General features: G+C 44.6%; 20 protein-coding genes. 11 read left to right on the forward strand and 9 right to left on the reverse strand.

Annotated features, from left to right (window positions below):
• The first annotated feature begins 512 nt into the window (after positions 1–512).
• Entirely contained in the window at positions 513–938 is a 426-nt protein-coding gene (locus ACLWOR_RS10935) for a DMT family transporter (protein ID WP_413940767.1), read from the forward strand.
• A 66-nt stretch (positions 939–1,004) separates the two neighbouring features.
• Here the strand turns inward: ACLWOR_RS10935 and ACLWOR_RS10940 are convergent, their stop codons facing one another.
• Positions 1,005–1,622, reverse strand: coding sequence for an NADPH-dependent FMN reductase (locus ACLWOR_RS10940; RefSeq protein WP_413940768.1), 618 nt, complete (start codon positions 1,620–1,622; stop codon positions 1,005–1,007).
• A 103-nt stretch (positions 1,623–1,725) separates the two neighbouring features.
• On the reverse strand, positions 1,726–3,114 hold the full coding sequence (locus ACLWOR_RS10945) for an HD domain-containing phosphohydrolase (RefSeq protein ID WP_413940769.1): 1,389 nt from the start codon (positions 3,112–3,114) through the stop codon (positions 1,726–1,728).
• Positions 3,115–3,231: 117 nt separating this feature from the next.
• On the opposite strand from ACLWOR_RS10945, the gene ACLWOR_RS10950 reads away from it, so the two are divergent.
• Positions 3,232–3,870, forward strand: a complete 639-nt coding sequence (locus tag ACLWOR_RS10950) for a chalcone isomerase family protein (protein WP_413940770.1) — start codon at positions 3,232–3,234, stop codon at positions 3,868–3,870.
• Positions 3,871–3,874: 4 nt separating this feature from the next.
• Here the strand turns inward: ACLWOR_RS10950 and ACLWOR_RS10955 are convergent, their stop codons facing one another.
• Positions 3,875–4,504, reverse strand: a complete 630-nt coding sequence (locus ACLWOR_RS10955; protein ID WP_413940771.1) for a L,D-transpeptidase family protein — start codon at positions 4,502–4,504, stop codon at positions 3,875–3,877.
• Between the two features lie 141 nt (positions 4,505–4,645).
• On the opposite strand from ACLWOR_RS10955, the gene ACLWOR_RS10960 reads away from it, so the two are divergent.
• The 7 genes from ACLWOR_RS10960 (at position 4,646) to ACLWOR_RS10990 (ending at position 9,943) form a co-directional block, all read left to right on the forward strand.
• A complete protein-coding gene (locus ACLWOR_RS10960; RefSeq protein ID WP_413940772.1) occupies positions 4,646–5,128 on the forward strand; it encodes an organic solvent tolerance protein in 483 nt (160 codons plus the stop codon).
• Between the two features lie 11 nt (positions 5,129–5,139).
• Positions 5,140–5,520, forward strand: coding sequence for a RidA family protein (locus ACLWOR_RS10965; protein WP_413940773.1), 381 nt, complete (start codon positions 5,140–5,142; stop codon positions 5,518–5,520).
• A complete protein-coding gene (locus tag ACLWOR_RS10970) occupies positions 5,507–6,082 on the forward strand; it encodes a YdcF family protein (protein WP_413940774.1) in 576 nt (191 codons plus the stop codon). Before ACLWOR_RS10965 ends, ACLWOR_RS10970 begins: the two co-directional genes overlap by 14 nt.
• An 87-nt stretch (positions 6,083–6,169) precedes the next feature.
• Entirely contained in the window at positions 6,170–6,994 is an 825-nt protein-coding gene (locus tag ACLWOR_RS10975) for an MlaE family ABC transporter permease (protein WP_413940775.1), read from the forward strand.
• Positions 6,994–7,704: an ATP-binding cassette domain-containing protein gene (locus ACLWOR_RS10980; protein ID WP_413940776.1), complete on the forward strand. Its 711-nt coding sequence runs from the start codon at positions 6,994–6,996 to the stop codon at positions 7,702–7,704. Before ACLWOR_RS10975 ends, ACLWOR_RS10980 begins: the two co-directional genes overlap by 1 nt.
• Positions 7,701–8,657 (forward strand): MlaD family protein, encoded by a 957-nt coding sequence (locus ACLWOR_RS10985; protein ID WP_413940777.1) that lies wholly within the window; start codon positions 7,701–7,703, stop codon positions 8,655–8,657. Before ACLWOR_RS10980 ends, ACLWOR_RS10985 begins: the two co-directional genes overlap by 4 nt.
• A 35-nt stretch (positions 8,658–8,692) precedes the next feature.
• Positions 8,693–9,943 carry an FtsX-like permease family protein gene (locus ACLWOR_RS10990; RefSeq protein ID WP_413940778.1) on the forward strand — a complete coding sequence of 417 codons (1,251 nt, stop codon included), beginning with the start codon at positions 8,693–8,695 and terminating at the stop codon, positions 9,941–9,943.
• Position 9,944: 1 nt separating this feature from the next.
• Here ACLWOR_RS10990 and ACLWOR_RS10995 read toward each other — a convergent pair whose 3' ends face one another.
• Together ACLWOR_RS10995 and ACLWOR_RS11000 are read right to left on the reverse strand one after the other, a co-directional pair.
• Positions 9,945–10,766: a 2,3,4,5-tetrahydropyridine-2,6-dicarboxylate N-succinyltransferase gene (locus ACLWOR_RS10995; protein ID WP_413940779.1), complete on the reverse strand. Its 822-nt coding sequence runs from the start codon at positions 10,764–10,766 to the stop codon at positions 9,945–9,947.
• Positions 10,767–10,777: 11 nt separating this feature from the next.
• A complete protein-coding gene (locus ACLWOR_RS11000) occupies positions 10,778–11,425 on the reverse strand; it encodes a M14 family zinc carboxypeptidase (protein WP_413940780.1) in 648 nt (215 codons plus the stop codon).
• 44 nt (positions 11,426–11,469) lie between these two features.
• Between ACLWOR_RS11000 and lysA the strand changes: the two genes are divergently transcribed.
• Positions 11,470–12,645, forward strand: coding sequence for a diaminopimelate decarboxylase (lysA, locus tag ACLWOR_RS11005; protein ID WP_413940781.1), 1,176 nt, complete (start codon positions 11,470–11,472; stop codon positions 12,643–12,645).
• Here lysA and murI read toward each other — a convergent pair whose 3' ends face one another.
• From murI to ACLWOR_RS11025, 4 genes are all read right to left on the reverse strand, one after another.
• Complete coding sequence (gene murI / locus ACLWOR_RS11010; protein WP_413940782.1) at positions 12,646–13,449, reverse strand: glutamate racemase; 804 nt, start codon at positions 13,447–13,449, stop codon at positions 12,646–12,648.
• 5 nt (positions 13,450–13,454) lie between these two features.
• Complete coding sequence (locus tag ACLWOR_RS11015) at positions 13,455–14,501, reverse strand: guanosine monophosphate reductase (RefSeq protein ID WP_413940783.1); 1,047 nt, start codon at positions 14,499–14,501, stop codon at positions 13,455–13,457.
• Complete coding sequence (locus ACLWOR_RS11020) at positions 14,485–15,060, reverse strand: hypothetical protein (protein ID WP_413940784.1); 576 nt, start codon at positions 15,058–15,060, stop codon at positions 14,485–14,487. The genes ACLWOR_RS11015 and ACLWOR_RS11020 overlap by 17 nt, the downstream gene beginning before the upstream one ends.
• Before the next feature lie 216 nt (positions 15,061–15,276).
• Positions 15,277–16,152, reverse strand: a complete 876-nt coding sequence (locus ACLWOR_RS11025; protein WP_413940785.1) for an SDR family oxidoreductase — start codon at positions 16,150–16,152, stop codon at positions 15,277–15,279.
• A 119-nt stretch (positions 16,153–16,271) separates the two neighbouring features.
• Here ACLWOR_RS11025 and ACLWOR_RS11030 point away from each other — a divergent pair, with 119 nt between their 5' ends.
• Positions 16,272–17,150: a LysR substrate-binding domain-containing protein gene (locus ACLWOR_RS11030; RefSeq protein WP_413940786.1), complete on the forward strand. Its 879-nt coding sequence runs from the start codon at positions 16,272–16,274 to the stop codon at positions 17,148–17,150.
• Positions 17,151–17,170: the final 20 nt, after the last annotated feature.

Genomic DNA, 17,170 nt, shown 5'->3' on the forward strand with positions numbered 1-17,170 from the left:
GCGAAGCTTTCGCGAAAAAATGCCTTCCTGGCGTTTTTTTGTCCTGAATTTGGCTTAAAACTCTTCGAACTTTGGTTCGAGTTTCTTTTAGAAATTTTGGATTTTTGAATCTTCTTGAATCATTTTTGTGTGTAGGCAGTTGATGTTGGCGGCGAAGATGCTTTCCGTCTGAATCATTTCGATTCTTTTTTCATTAAAAAATGCGTTTCAAAATGACGCATTCAATAAACTTCAGTTTGATTGTTAGGGTGCAAAAAGACCTCATTTTAAACTGTGTGTCTCATCGCTAAATATGCGAAATCTCTGTATTATAAAAGTTTAGTCGAGTCGCTGGAGACTTTCGGGGTAGGGCTGTGGTATTCTAGATATATCAAATACAGGAACTAATTTTCCTGTTCACTTTTTAAGTCTTTTTGGTCTGTTCAAAAAAGATTCTTCTCGGGGACTCGCCCGAGACACGGGGATAAAAAAACTGAATACGAGAGAAAGGTCAGCAATGAAAAGGGTGCTTTATGGCATATCTGTATCTAGCAGCAGCAATTATTTTTGAAATTTTAGGAACGATGAGTATGAAATACTCGGAGGGATTCACAAAGGTGGTTCCATCCATACTGATTTTCGTCTGTTATGGAATCTGCTTTGTGGGGCTCACGCTGGCATTGAAAACTCTTCCAGTTGGTCAAGTTTATGCAATTTGGGCCGGAGTCGGCACTGCGATCATGGCAGTTGTTGGTTTGGTTCTCTTTAATGAACCTCTTCCACTGCAAAAAATTCTTGCGACAAGTTTGATTATTTTGGGTGTGGTGCTTTTGAATCTCAACAGCAACCATGGTCATCAAGAAGAACAAGTGGCAAAAGTTGAAGAAAAAGAAGTGAAGCAACCACGCGTGCCTGCTGAGGTTCGTGTTGTCACGGAAACTCCACGTAATGCCGGCTGAAAGATTTCTCGCTCTGATTCAGAATTCTAGTTCAGAAAAAATTTAAATCAATTTTCGCAACAGCCTCTAGTGCTGTTGCGGTGATTGGTGGATTTGTTCCTCTAAAAATTCATCTAAACGTTCAAATGGAAGATTTCTGCCTTCCGCATATTTGAGAAAACTGTCGACGACACCTTTCAGGCGTTCTGTCTGCTGAGGGTCTTTCAGATGTCCTTGTTCATCGAAGGCTGTTTCTGCTTTTGCTAAGCCAAAATAATCGGGATACGTATGAGCTTTGAGAGCTTGCAGGGGCACTCGTGCGGCGATTTGTCCTCTCATGCCTGCAAATTGACCAATTGAAGCGCCTATCAGGCAAATGTGCTTATTTTCTAGCGGCACGGGTTTAAGGCGAGAGAGCCAATCAATCGCATTTTTGAATGTTCCTGGAATACTCCAATTATATTCGGGCGAAGAAATGATGATCGCATCCGCTTCTTCAATTTTCTTTGCCAGACGTTTTACGCCGTCGGGAATTCCTTTTTGTATTTCTAGGTCACCGTCGTACATCGGCATCGGGAATTCGTTGAATTCAACAAGTTCCGGCGTGCAGTTTTGTTGTTCAAGGAGATGGCGATAAACAATATGAATCAGTTTTTTATTAAAAGAGCCTTGGCGCAGAACGGGAGCAAATAGAAGAACTTTCATTGGTGATCTCCTTTGAAGACTTCATTTTTCCAAGTTTCAAAGAAGGAAAGAAGATATTGAGAAAAGTTTTGTTAACTTACACGCCCAAGATACTTGGAACCTGTTAGAGGAGGGCGTTGGCGATTTTTTCTAGGAGGGTTGGATCGAAGTTGCCGGTGTTTTGGTTTTCTGCTTCCCAGATTTTTTCGCGGAGGAAGCGGAAGCCGACATTGGTTTCTTCCATTGTCGTGCGGGCTCCGCGATCGATCAATGTGGCAAAGCGGATCAGCGAGGCTTCAACTGGGATTTTTTCTGCAGGGACTTGATTTGGGAAGCCTTTTCCGTCGAAACGTTCCTGTGTTGTTACAAGAATGCTTTTTTCGTTTTCTGACAGTGGAAGATTTTTAGCCAAACTTCGGTTTAAAGAAGTCATCGGAACATTTTCAAAAGCCTTTTTTTCTTCAGTGCTGAAATCGCGCTCGCCCGACGCAATGTATTTTCGGAAGGTTTCCGCTGGAAGATCGATCAAACCGATAGAACTAAAGAGACCTCCGATAAGAGTTTCCTCAGGGTTTCCTTGGCCGCTTTTAACTGAGATCGTCGCTGCATAAATGGCGATCCATGGTTCGCGCCAGAGTTTGAAAATATGATTATGGCTAGCGTCTTTGAAAGTCTCCCAGAGATTTTCTTCGGCTTGTAGAAGTTCGACTATTTCTTTGGCGGCAGCTCTGACATTTTCAAAACAAATTTTTACCTCTTCAGTTGGAAATGTTTTGTAATCGAGAATTAAATAATCCAGAAGTGTAAGCCAGCTTGAAGTAAGGGCGTAGAAAAGCGAGCGGGCACGCTTTTTCAGAGAAGCGCCGGATTTGTCGTAATAAGTCGCAATATACTTGTGATATTCTTGCGATTCTGTGGCTGGGATCAATAGGCCCGGCGCCCGAGAAATTCTTTCCAAGCGTTCTTCTGTAAGGACTAGTTTTTTAAACAGAACAGCGAGATAGCGTTGATTCAAAGTCAATTGTACGAACGCGGTAAAATCAATCGATGTCATCGGAAATAAGTCGCTTGCCTGAATTGCGAAAAATTGAGAGCGACTTTTTGCTAGAACAATAGATTCAAACTTAATTGTTTTAAAAAATTCGTGTTGCGAAAGAGGAAAGACGCGAGGATTGGCGGTGCCCTCTAAATTTTCTTTCAACGATGAATCATGCAGTAAAGTGATGATCGAGGACTTTGGAAATTCTGTTAACAATCGATCCACATGACCGGAAAGATCCTGAAGAGATTCATTTTCTTTTTGTGAGATAAAAACGACAGAGGGGCGTTTGAGCTCTGAAGATTGAACCGGTAGCGTGAGTTCGGCTTCATTAAAGTGGCGAAACGTCAGATGATGAAGAGAAATAATTTCGCGCACATGAGAGAGCACAGCTTCGTCCCCAGTGAGGAGAAGAAGCTCGAGTTTCTGGCGAAACAGAGTTTGTTCTTCAGGTGAGCGATTTGTCTCTGACATTCTCAATTCCTTCACTCAATAGTAAAGGAGCCCCCTGTAATCAGCAATAAAACTTTTCCGAGTTGACATTTCGAGGTCTGGGAAAAATCCTATGAGAGCTGTTACAAAAGGAGACATATGAAAGCGCTTACGATTTTTACTACTTTTATTTTTGCTTCATCTTGGGGCTGGGCTGCTCTATTAACTCCAGAAGGTCAGGGTCAGAAAGTTGAGCAAATCACTCTCTCAACTGCTGCAACAACAAGTATCGGCGGTGAGACACTGAAGCTCACATCCGTAGGTGGTGGTTTGCGCGCGAAAAAAGTCGTTTTTGTGAACGTAAAAGTTTATGTTGGTCAGTTGTACGTAGCATCGCCAGAGAAGTTTGTTAAGAATGACGCGGGAGCTCTTGTCTCTTTGAAAGAGCAAAAGGCGGTTGCTATGCAACTTCATTTCCTTCGCAGTGTTGATGCTGATAATGTTCAAAAATCTTTTAAAGAAGCTTTGGCGGCAAACTCTGTGAATGTTGAAGATGCCAGTGTTCAGGAGTTCTTAAGTGCTGTTGCTAAAGGTGGTGAGGCAAAAGAAGGAAAGTCGCTGACTGTTTTAGGCACAAAATCGCCGGATGGTTCTGAGCGCATTTCTTATGAAACAACTTCGGGGCAAGTAACTGACATCAAAGGCTCAGCAGGATTTATCGAAAAAGTTTTTTCAATCTGGCTTGGAAAACCTGCTGATGAGGGGGTCGCTCAACTTAAGAAATCAATCTTAAAGTAAATTTCTAAGGGCAGATTTCCACATAACTGCCCATCTCAACTGACGCATAGATTTGTTCAATCTGTGCGTCTGTCACGGCCATGCACCCGCGTGTCCAATCTTCTGGATGATTAATAAATTTTCTTTTGTACCAACTGTTGGGCAACCCATGGAAAAGAATGTCTTTGCCAGGATCTTTGATTCCTTTGCGGAGAGCTTCTTCGATGTCTGCTTTATTCGGATAATTGATCTTGAGCCCTAGGTGATATTCGCTCTTGGGGTTTTTAAGTTCAATAAAGTAACGGCCCTCGGGTGTTTTGTTATCACCCTCACGAACTTTATCACCGACCGGAGACTTGCCTAGGGCAATGCGATAGCTCGCAATAATCTGTTCGTTGTGAAGCAGATGAAGCAAGCGACGGGATTTATCAACGACGAGAACTTCGGCTTTCCCAATGGCACCTTTTGGAGGTTTCACACGATTTTTTGCAAGCTCGGCCGTCATCGGGCAGTAGCTGGGCCATTCAGAGGCGGCAATACCTTCTTCAAGATAAGATTTTTGCTCTGGCGTGAAGTACTCAATACCTTCTTTAGAAATCAGACCGTGTGAGGGAAGAGATAGGAAAATACCGGCAATTGCGAACAGAAAATTCATGTCTTTTTCTCTCACAAATAAGGTCTTTTTTAAAGTTATCTGCAGATGATTTATGACACCGCTCGTAAGTGCGGAGAATCCTTTTGCGCCTCCGCGTTCTTTTGCATTTAATAAAGGGGAATTTTTATTAGGAGATTTGAAATGCTTAAAAGATTAGCAGTTGTTCTAATTCTATCAGTTGTGAGTTTTTCTGCTCATTCCAAAGAACTTGTAAACCGTTTGGGTGTGGGTGTGAAAAGTCACTCTGCTTTGGATTTGGCTGAGTTGGCTGCCGTTTATTATCCAACAACAGATCTTGCATTTGCAGCCGGTCTTGGTGTGGATACACAAGAAGATCAATCAAAGTTTGCTTTCAATGCGGCTTTGCGAAGAATTGTTTTTAAAGAAGACAATTTGAACTTCTATTTGGGTGGTGAGCTGGGTTTGGTGAACTACGAAGCTCTGGATGAGACTCAATCGGGTTTTGAGTTGAATGCTCTTTTTGGTGCGGAGTTCTTTTTCACGGGTTTGGATTCTCTCGCTTTCACATTTGAAGGCGGCGTGGGAATTCTTTCTACAGACAATGTTCGTTTCAGAACAATCGCTGACAGCCCGTTTAGTGCTGGAATCATTTTCTATTTCTAGGAGTAATCACAATGGCTAAAAAAGTTATTCATACAGACAATGCGCCAAAAGCAGTAGGTCCTTATTCACAAGCAATTCAAATGGGTGATTTGCTTTTCTGCTCTGGCCAGATTTCTATTGATCCAAAAACCAACGAAGTCTTCACTGGCGATATCAAAACTCAAACTGAGATGGTGATGAAAAACATCGAAGCTGTTTTGGGTGCTGCTGGTTTGAACTATGGTCACATCGTAAAAACGACGATCTTCCTGACGAATATGTCTGATTTTGCGACTGTGAATGAAATCTATGCAAAAGCATTTAAAGATGCTCCTCCCGCACGTTCAACTGTTGCAGTTGCCGGTCTTCCTAAAGGTGTAAACGTGGAGATCGAGGTCCTTGCGCACCGTTAAGAAACTTATCAGGTCGCGTTCCTTTTGGGCCTTGCTGTTTCTCGCAGCAGGGCTCGGTTACCGTTTCTTTCATGAGTATCGGTCGATCGAAAATGAAAATATTCAGTCGTGGGTGAAGACTCCTTCTGCAGACTGTGCCATCGTTCTGACCGGCGGGCCGGGCAGGGTACGCGAAGGGTTTGATTTACTTGCCAATGGAAATGTGAAGAAGCTTGTGATTTCTGGTGTCTACTCCAATGCTCGCTTGCGTGAGATTATGCCGTTATGGGCCCTTTACGGAAATCTGAGCGAGAATGATGTGGTGTTGGACCGTCGTTCTGAAACCACCTATGGAAATGCTCAGCAAAGTCTTCCCTTGGTGGAAGCGTTAAAGTGTCGTGATGTCTTGCTAGTCACTTCGCGACTTCATATGTATCGTTCGTTTCGAACCTTCCGAGCGACCTTCCCTGAAAATATTTACGTTGAAAAGCATTCCATTGTGGGACCGCGCTATGAGGCTTCCGTCTGGGAGGTCTCATTTGAGGCCCTGAAATCACTTTTCTATTCTCTTTGGGCCTATTAAAAATCGAACAAAACAAGACCTATGTCTATAGGAGTATTGTAGGGACTTTCCGATAAGAAACTGAAGGTTTTTATCGAAGGTAGGCCCATGACTTTCTTGTTTTCACAAATCGACTCTTTAGGAAGATTTGTTACAAAGAATTTGGAGTACACAGTCCGTGTTCTCTTGATGGCCTATGTTTCATTGCGTGCGACGATTTTAGATCGCGCCCAGGGCTTTCGCCAAATCGTCGGCGTTATTTCCGCACAAATCTATTTCACAGGTTGGCAAGCTCTTCCGTTGGTGACGGTTTTGTCGTTGGCGGTGGGAAGTATTTTAATTCTCCAAGCGTTGAGCAATTTAACTTTGCTTGGTGGAACGCAGATGATCGGAAGTTTTTTGATCATCATGGTGGTGCGTGAGGCAGGTCCTTTGTTAGTGGCTCTGGTTGTAATTGCCAGATCGGGAACGGCTGTTGCGTCAGAAATCGGGAACATGCGCGCCAATCGCGAAATCGAAGCGCTTGAAAGTATGGGAATTAATCCTCTGAGTTTTATTGTCTTCCCGCGTGTGCTGGGGGGCGTGATCAGTGTTCTGTGTTTGTCTTTTTATTTTAACTTTGTCGCTCTTTTTGGCGGGTTCTGGGTCACACGCTTGATTCAAGAAATGCCTTTTGCATTTTATTCCGATTCGTTGATGCGTGGTTTTGCGAAGGAGGACTTTTTGATGTTCCTTCTTAAAAACAGTTTCAGCGGCATGATTATTTTCGTGGTGTCTTGTTACCAGGGTCTTTCAGTCAAGAAGAGTCCGCATGAAGTTCCTCAAGTCACAACTCAAGCGGTTGTGAACAGTATTATATTCGTTGTTATTTTCAACCTCGTTGTCACAGCTTTGTTTTATTTAAATCAGCTGAGAAGTTTGGGAGTGGTCTAATGAAAATCGAAAGTTTGAAATTTGAAGGTGTGTCGTTCACTCACGAGGGAAATGATCCTGTTATTCAAAATGTTGAGTTCGATTTTCCGATGAATGAAATCATCTGGGTCAAAGCTGAAGAAGGGGCGGGTAAAAGTTCGCTTTTACAAATCCTCGCGGGATTGCAAATTCCACAATCGGGTAAGTACCTCATTAACGGTGAGAACGTGACGGAAATGTCTTTTGAAGAGTTTTTGCCCTATCGAATGGAAATTGGTTATGCTTTTGACTTTGGTGGTTTGATCAACAACCGCACGTTGCGCGATAATTTGTTATTGCCGCTATTGTATCACAAAACAGTTCCGCAAAAAGAAGCTGTTGAGCGTGTGGAAGAGCTCATTAAACTATTTGATATCGCGAAATATGCCAATGAAAGACCGGCGCATGTGCCGGGTCGCTTGCGTAAGCTGACATGTCTTATGCGTTCTTTGGTGATGCACCCGCAAATGCTTTTGCTTGACGATCCAAGTGTTGGACTTGGCCAAGACAGTATCTATACGTTCGTAGACTGCATACATAAGCTTCGTAAAGAAGGTTTTGCGAAGCATTTATTCATTAGCTCTTACGATGAGAAGTTTATGAATCTTCTTGATTACCAAATTATTCATTTGGATGAAGGCCAGTTGTTTTTCCAACAGGTCGATCCGGAAAAACGCGTGGTTCATCTATGATGAAAATTAAGTTCAATAAATTTGAGCGAATTGCAGGGTTGTTCGTCTTAGGAGCTATCTTGGGCGTGGCCTTGACGGCCTTGACCGTTGCAGTTAAGCAGGGTTGGTTTGATGCCAAAGTCCGCTATACGACAAGTTTTGAATCCGCAGATGGATTGCATCAAGGAACATTGGTGCAAATGTCAGGTCTGCGTGTGGGTGCAGTCGAAGAAATTGATCTTCAGGCGGATAATAAAATCCGCGTGACGTTTTATGTTTTAGGTAAATTCCAAGATCGCATTCGTGAAGATTCTATCGTGCAACTGATTCGCCCCTTTATTATCGGGGAGCGTGTGATTGATATTTCTGTGGGGACTGAAGCTCGCCCAGCTGTCGCTGCCAATGGCAATCTTGCCTCTGTTGAAACCATGGATTTTATGACTCTGATGAGTGGAAAAAAGCTCAATGCCTATTTGGGTAAATTGGGTGGAATTCTGGAAAATATGCAAATTCTGGTGGAAGCCTTTGCCGATAAAAGCCGTGCGGAGAGTTTGGTTCGCATCTTTGACCGCTTAGATCCATTAATGAAAAACATGAACAATATGTCCAATGAAGTTATTAAGCTTTCGCGTCAGGCCACTCATGATGATGGTGTGCAAAAGCTCGTAGCTAATTTGGCGGTGACGACCAGTGAGATCAACCGCATCTTGCCAGAGCTCAATAAAGAAAACCCTCAAATGGCGAAGGACCTCGCGGTCATGACGCAAAACTTAGCAGTTTTAACTCGCGCATTAGGCCCTGCCGTGAACGAAGTGGGGCCTGAGCTTCCGCAAGCCAGCCGCCGTATGGTCGAAGCTCTGAATGAAACTGTGGTCGTTTTAAAGGCGATGCAAAAGAGTTTCTTCATGAAGAGCAACGTCAACGAAGTTCGCGAAGAAGAAGCTTCGCAGCGTCTTCCTGCCAATCATAAATAGCTTGAATCCCAGCTGAAGGCTCCTAAAATGGAGCCATGTTGGTTGGTCATCTCTTTAGTCATTTTATATTCTCAAAGCGCGCTGGTTCCCTGATTCGCCGAATTGCTTGGCTGTCGGTGATTGGTATTTCAGTCAGCGTGACGGCTTTTTTAGTTGTGCTGTTTGTGATGAATGGAATGAATGACTCTATCAAAAAACGCATTCTGGGATTAGAGCCGCATTTGTATATTCAAGTCCCGGCCGTGCAAAACATAACAGTTTTGGAAAATCATCCGGTTCTTCAGCGGGTGTTGGAGACTCCAGAAAATAAAGCCGCTGTCTATGAATCCATGGATGTGATCATTCGCACCCAGGACGGTCAGTTTCGCGGGGGGATCGCCCGCGGAATGAGTAAAGAGAGTCTTGAGCATTTCATTTCTCAACTCCAAAAAATGGATCAGAAAAAACAGGGCAATCAGTCTTCGGTGTATTTCTGGGATCCAGCCGATATACCAGCTGAAGGCGAAATTGTGATGGGAATTGATCTTGCGCATTCGCTCGGAGTTTTTGAAGGCGATTTTGTCACCATGGTGGCACCTACAGGATTGCTTTTACCGCCAGGTGAAACTCCCAAATTTGAACGCGTGCGAATTAAAAGAATCGTGACAACGAGTCTTGCTGATATTGATGCTCAGTACATTTTCTATCAACGTGGAAAATCGCTGCGTTCGTTTTATGATGATGCCAGCCGTAAAGTGGGCATCGAGGTGTGGTTGGGCGATGATTCAGCCATCAATAAATACAAAGACGATTTGCAAAAATTTGATGGAGTTGTTGTTGAAACTTGGATGGATCGCAACTCGGCTCTTCTTTATGCTTTGAGACTTGAAAAGCTTTCGATCGGAACTTTCCTGGGCCTTGCCGGAATGATTGCCGCAAGTTCGATTTTAACAGTGCTTGCACTATTGCTGTCACAAAAACGCCGCGATATTGCAATTCTAAGAACATTGGGTTTTTCAGGTTCTCAGACGGTGAAAACCTTTACGCAAATGGGCTTTATACTCGCAAGTATCGGCGTGTTGACTGGCGTGATTTTGGGAACAGGGGTCAGCCTTTATATTCAAGCCAATCCTATTACACTTTTCCAGTCGGATATCTATTACGACTCGAGCATTCCCGCTCTTGTGGACTGGTGGCTTGTCTTTGGAGTTCTGATCGTGAGTGGTTTTATTGCGTGGTTCGGATCGTATCTGCCAGCAAGAACCTCTGCGGAAGTTTCTCCATCAGAGGCTCTGCGAGTAAAGTAACTTATACGCTCACTTGATAGTCGCGGAGGGCGTCTGTCAGTGAGGTTTTAAGGTCTGTGCTTGGTTTTCTTTTTCCAATGATCAATGCGCAAGGAACGCCGTAAGTTCCAGCTGCGAAATCTTTCATTTGAGTACCCGGGATCACGACACAGTTCGAAGGAACGCGTCCTTTGTATTCCACTGGTTTTTCGCCTGTGACATCGATGATTTTTGTACTGGCAGTGATTGTCACACCGGCACCGAGAACGGCACCTTCTTCGATCACGGCACCTTCAACCACGATACAACGACTGCCGACGAAAACGTTGTCCTCGATGATTACGGGACTTGCTTGAACAGGTTCTAAAACTCCACCGATACCGACGCCACCCGAAAGGTGCACGTTTTTACCGATTTGTGCGCACGAGCCCACTGTTGCCCAAGTGTCTACCATTGTACCAGCGCCGACATAAGCGCCGATGTTCACGTAAGAAGGCATTAAGATCGCCCCTTTTTCGATAAAGCAGCCTTTGCGAGCAAGTGCGTGAGGAACGACGCGAACGCCCTCTTCTTCGCTCCATTGTTTCACAGGGATTTTATCCCAATATGTGAAATCTCCGGCCTGCATCACTGTCATTTTTTGAATGCGGAAGTAAAGCAAGATGGCTTTTTTAATCCAGTCGTTTGTTTTCCAGCCGTCAGCAGTTTTTTCTGCGACACGAAGTTTTCCGCTGTCCAGGCCTTCAATCACCTCAAAGACATGTTTCAAATCGTCTGTTGAAAACTGATCAACTGATTTGCCGTTTTGAACGTCGGCGTAGATTTTATTAACTTCATTTTGCATAGGAAACCTCTTTACTCCAAAACTTTCAGGGATTCTAAGATAGCGGGAACATGGATCTCGATGATTTTTTCAGCTGAGAGACCGCGTTCAATCTCATAAGTTAGTGTCGGACTTTTTCTTTCAAGTCCAGCGTATGTACCTAAGCACCCAGGTGTTGGGTAACCGATATCATCATCGATTTTATAACCTGTCATACGTGCGAGAACTTCAGCTACAGCTTTACAATCGCCGTTCACATTCAAAACAGGGTGCCATGAATGTAAAGACAAAATCAGCTTCGGAGATTTTTTCTCGATGTATTCGATCAAGCCTTTGTTTTCGTTTTCGCTGCCAGCAAATGGTCCCGGATGATAACGGGGAGTTTTCACTTCAGGCGACCAATCTTTTGTCGGAAGGTTGCGATTCAAATCATAGCCATTTCCGTTCCCGCGGGTTTTGAAAACCACGCCTTCAAGATTGAATTGGGGAACAAGAGTGAGGTTTAGTTTGTAAGGGAAGGACTTCATAAAGTGCTTCAAGAGCTCTTGAGCTGCGATAACGCCTTCAACCTCATCACCGTGGACACCACCCAAAATTAGGACTTCAGGTCCATTGTTTTGGAATTCGTAGGCGACAACCGGGAGGCCCTTGGAAGTGTAAGTAAAAATCGAAGTTTTCATGACAAATGTTCCTTGATAAGTCAGAATGATAGTACGAGGTCCTGGTGGAATATATCAATAACGAACTTGTCTTCGGCCCCTATAAAAAACCACTTTTGCCATTGTGTGCAAATTATGCGCGTCCCATTTACGTGTATGATCTGCAATTTTTAGAGCAAAGATACCAAAAGATGAGTGAGGCACTAAAAGGCGTGCGTCTTTTTTATGCGATGAAGGCCAATTCGCATCCGCAAGTTCTGCAGAAGTTGAAATCCATGGGGGCAGGGGCGGATGTCGTTTCCCTAGGTGAAATTAAGCGAGCCTTAGAGAGTGGCTTCGGCCCCGAGGATATCGTTTATAGCGGCGTCGGAAAGACACGTTTTGAAATTGAAGAGGCTTTGCGTCTTGGAATTTATCAAATCAATGTGGAGAGTTTGCCCGAGCTTGAGCGTATTGGGGAAATGGCCGCTGCTAAATCGATGAAGGCATCTATTGCGCTTCGCTTGAACCCTGACATTGATATTAAAACTCACCCTTATATCGCAACAGGTCTAAAAGATAACAAGTTCGGTATGGAACTTTCTTTGATTCCAGCTTTGATCGCTTGTTTGCAAAAGTACAAATCTTCCCTGGAGCTAGTGGGTGTGAGTTTGCATCTTGGTTCGCAGATGTTGGAGTTTGCGGGCTATCAGGAAGCGTTGTTGCGTCTTAAAAACGTGTATCGGGATCTTCAAGCGCAGTTTCCAAGTCTGCAGCGTTTTGATTTCGGTGGCGGCTTAGGGATTTTTTATGATCGCCAGGATTTGGCTCTGGAAGAATCACTTTTGCAGGAATATGCGCAAATCACATTGAGTACGTTGACGGATCTGAACGCCTCTTTGCAATCCGAGCCGGGCCGCTGGTTGATGGGGCATTGCGGAGTTTTGATTTCTCAAGTTCAGTACATCAAAAAAACTTCACAAAAGACTTTTGCTATTATCGATGCCGGTATGAATCACTTGATTCGTCCTTCACTCTATGAAGCTCATCATGAAATCATACCACTGGTTAAAAAATCAGGAGCGATGGTGTGTGATATCGTGGGACCTATTTGTGAGTCTTCGGATTTCTTTGCCAAAGATCGCTCGATCACAGGCGTGGCAGAGGGAGACTTCGTCGCTGTGATGGATTCCGGAGCTTATGGCTATTCGATGGCAAGCCAATACAACTTGCAAGATCTGCCTCTCGAAATTTGTATTTAATTAAATATCAACAGTTCTAAACTCGTCAGCTTTGACGGGTTTAAGAATTCGAATGGCCATTTCTGAAAAATGCGCTGACGAATCTGTGGTCGTCACATCAATACGGCGAGGTGTTTTATCTTCACGTCGGTGGAGTCGGCCTGTTGAAAAATCTTTTTCAATCCATTGGGCAATCGCTTCACCCGAATCAACGAGCTCTATGCTTGAACCCGTTACGCGTGCGATGGAATTTTTTAAAATCGGATAGTGAGTGCAGCCCAAAATCAAAGTGTCGATATGATTTTGCAAAAGTGGATTGAGGTATCGGAAAACGATCAAGTTTGTAACCGGATCTGAATCCCAGCCTTCCTCTGCGAGCGGAACAAAAAGCGGGCAGGCTTGATCGAAAACCTGCGCTTTAGGATTAAATTGCAAAATCTTTTTGGTGTACGCTTGGCTGTTAATCGTCGCACGTGTTCCCAGAACACCGATGCGACCTGCCATTGAAGTTTCCACGGCTTTTTGCGAGCCCGGTGTGATCACATTATAAATCGGCAGACCATCAAATTCGCTTTCGGGAACTTGAGTGGATGCCGAGTTGCAGGCTATCACGATGGCTTTGACGTTTTGTTTTTCAAGGAACTGAATATTCTGTTCTGAATAACGACGAATTGTGCCGGGAGATTTGGATCCATAAGGGAGGCGCGCGGTGTCTCCAAGATAGAGAAAATTCTCCTGCGGGAATTGCAAGGCAAGTTCCTTGAGAACTGTAAGTCCTCCAATTCCCGAATCGAATACACCTATGGGGCGCGCGTCTGATGGCATGATGACTATTTCACTCCGTGAGCTCGAGATTCAGAAATACCATTAGTGGACATTTCCATAAAGAGGGCTTTGTCTTTAATCTCAGCAATGCTTGTTGCATTGACATAGCTCATACCGCTGCGAATACCGCCAGTCACTTCAAGGATCACATCTTTTACGTGTCCTTTAACAGCAACTTGAGTGGATTCACCCTCTGGAGCCATACCCTCTGGTACGCCACCTCTCCAAGAATCTTGAGCGGCACGCGAAGCCATACCGCGGTATTGCTTCTTACCATTTTTGATTTCTCCCGGAGATTCAATTGTTCCTGAGAGCATGCTTCCTAGCATCACTGTGCTAGCGCCCGCTGCGAAGGCTTTCACCATATCACCCGATGTACGGATACCGCCGTCGGCGATAACAGGAACGCCATAGCTTTCTGCAATTTCAGAACACAGAGCAATAGCCGTGAGTTGAGGGACGCCACAACCCGTGATGATACGAGTTGTACACATCGAGCCAGGACCAATACCGACTTTGATGGCGTCAGCGCCAGCTTCGATCAAATCACGAGCGGCATCTGGAGTTGCCAGATTTCCTGCGATCAATTCGATTTTTGGATAAGTGTCTTTCAACCACTTCATGGTTTCCATCATTTGGATAGAGTGACCGTGAGCGATATCAATCGTGATCACATTAACACCTGAATCAATGACGGCTTTTGCGCGTGCTTTGAATTCTTCGCCAACGCCCACGCTGGCAGAGATGATTTTAACACCGGCATCACGAAGGCGAGCTGCTTGTGTGGCTTGCTCTTCGATGGTGTAGAAGCGGTGAAGAATGCCAGTCGCACCCAATTGGTTCATTGCAAATGCCATATCGTACTCAGTCACAGTGTCCATGTTGGCACTGATGATTGGAGTTTCGATGGTAAGATTTTTCGTCAGCTTCGACGTCAAGCGCGGGTCGCGACGAGAACGAATATCTGATTTGGCTGGCATGATCAGGACGTCATCGAAAGTCAGTCCTTTGCCGCGGTTTTTAATGTCTTTCCAATTAAACATGAGACTCATGGGCAGCTACCTCGCTTCTAAAAATTCGGAATAAAATCTGTGTCGATAAAACTAATAAATAAGTGTCGATTAAATTAAGTCCCAAGCTTGCCACCGGAGTTTTCCAGAGCAGGCGATAGGCATCAAAGAGTCCTGTCAGGACCAAGGGAATAAAAATATGAAACAGTAAAAACAGGCCTAAGATTTTTCCCCAATTTTTGCGGAAGACTTTTGCTGAAGCTTGAAGTGCGTCTTCGTGACCCGCATCGTATTTTTCAGACGACGTCACGACAAAAGGAACCAACGAGTACTCGAGAAACTTCCAAAGACCTGGAAGAATAAATAGAAGTCCCCAGAGGAGCATTTTCCCCCACGAGCGCAGGCTTTCGATAAAGATCTGATTGATATAGTAATGGAAAAATTCGCCAAAACTTTTTTGCACGCCTTCAAGCGAGCGAAGGGCGTAGATCGCCATGGTAAAGAGGACGACAGGAAAAACAATTCCAGAAATTAAAGACAGCACGCCGAAAATATAGAGAGAACTTGTGATACCCATCGGATCGCGAAGGACTTGTTCCATGCGCATATTTAGGTACTGGTCTATATTGCTCGATAAAACGACGAGGAGAAAAAGAGGCAAGGCTATCAATTTAAAAACCTGAAGGTTTTCTCTGAGGAGTTTCACCATGACAATAGATCGAGAAATGAAAGGCGAGTCAAGGCGCTGCTTAAAATTAAGGCATAAAGTAGCGTGCTGCCTTGCGAAAGAAGGGGCCTGAAGGCCCCTTTTGAGTTTTTACTTCAAAAAGCTCGCTTTATTTTCCTGAAGGAAGGCTCGGAGACTTTTTGGCTGATGACCTGTGTACTTGAGAACGGCTTCGGAAGGTTGATTCAAAAGACCTTGTTTGGCCGTCACATCAAAAGAAACATATCCATCGGCCCAGATTTCTGGAAGGCCTGATTTCATCAAAGCTTGTTTGAAATCGGCTTCTGACATATCGACATATGGAAGTTTGTGACCGGCAATTTCTCCTGCAATCCCCGCAATTTCTTCATAACTTAAAGCTTCTGCGCCGGTGATGTCGACGACTGTATTTTTACTTTCACTTGAAGCAAGAGCGCCGGCTGCGGCATCTGCACAATCTTCGCGCGTGACGTAGGCAATTTTCCCTTTTCCGGCAGTGCCGGCAAAGGCTCCCATTGCAAAAGCAGTGCTTAATTGTCCCAAGAGGTTATCGGTATAAAGATTGTTGCGAAGAATTGTATATGAGAGCCCACTTTTTTTAATAAGCTCTTCAGTCGCGATATGTTCCGGTGCTACGAACGCCGGTGATTTATCAGCATGAGGGAATGACGTGTAGATGAGGTGTTTCACTCCCGCTTTCACGGCCGCTTCAATGGCATTTTTATGTTGGTTAAGGCGAGATCCGATCGCGTCGGTACTAATCAACAATAGACGATCCGCCCCCGCGAATGCCGTCGTGAGAGTGTCGACCTTGTCAAAGTCGGCAGCACGCACATCGACACCTTGAGTGGCGTACTTGGCAAGTGTTGCGGGCTTACGCGTGGTTGCGATTATTTTGCGACCTGGTTGCTGCTTAAGAAGGGCGTTTAGGACGAGTTGGCCCAAGTGACCGGAAGCGCCTGTGACGAGAAGTGTTTCGTTTTTCATATTTCTACTCCTGAATGAGATTGTTTAATCTGACATGATCAGGGTAGTGCTAAAAGAAGCTCTTGATTAGATAGTAAAATATGGAAATATTTTACGGATAACCGTATAATAGGGTTTATATGAATTTAGATGGAATTGATGTCTTTGTAAAAGTAGTCCAGGCCGGAAGCTTCACTGTGGCGGCCCGCCAATTGGGAATGCCTGTTACAACCGTGAGTGGAAAAGTGGCGGCTCTCGAAAAAAGGTTGGGTATCACTTTGATTCACCGAACGACTCGCAAGCTGAATGTGACCGAGTCCGGAGAAGCCTTTTATAAACGCTGTGTGCGAGCACTAGCCGAGGTGGAAGCTGGTGAGAAGGAACTCACCAATGCTCGAAGTGAACCGGAAGGTGTCCTGCGATTGACGGCGACGGCCGATGTGGCACGAGTGCTTTTAGCACCCATCATCACCGATTATCTAAAGGCTTATCCGAAAGTTCGTGTGGAAATTATTGCGACAAATCGCCTGGTGGATTTAATTGGTGAGGGTGTTGATTTAGGATTTCGCTTTGGTTCTCTCAAAGATTCAACAATGATCGCAAGAAAATTTATTTCGACGGGAGCTTCGTTGTGGGCGAGTGCTGCCTATATTAAGAAAAAAGGAGCTCCTCGGCATCCGCGAGAATTAAGTAAGCATGCCGGTGTTTCTTATTCCTCGATGGCATTTGATAAAATTCGCTTGCAGCGTGAGGGGGAGGAAATTGAAGTTCCTTTTCAAGGACGACTTCTTGTTGATGATATGGAAGTTATCAAAACTTTTGTTATGCAAGGGCAGGGTATTGGCCTGATTCCGGATTTTTTGTGTGAAGATGAAAGTCAGATGGGAAAGTTGGTTAAAGTCTTACCTCAATGGGGTTGGGGAAGTTTTCAATTGTCTTTCGTCTATCCAGCCCAGCGGTTTATTGCGCCCAAGGTCCAGGCGTTCATTGAGTCCGCTCTCAATCATCTACGAAAGTAAAGAGAGGGCTTCACTTACGA

Source organism: Bdellovibrio sp. HCB2-146 (assembly GCF_047345725.1).
In the GTDB taxonomy this organism is placed as follows: Bacteria; Bdellovibrionota; Bdellovibrionia; order Bdellovibrionales; family Bdellovibrionaceae; genus Bdellovibrio.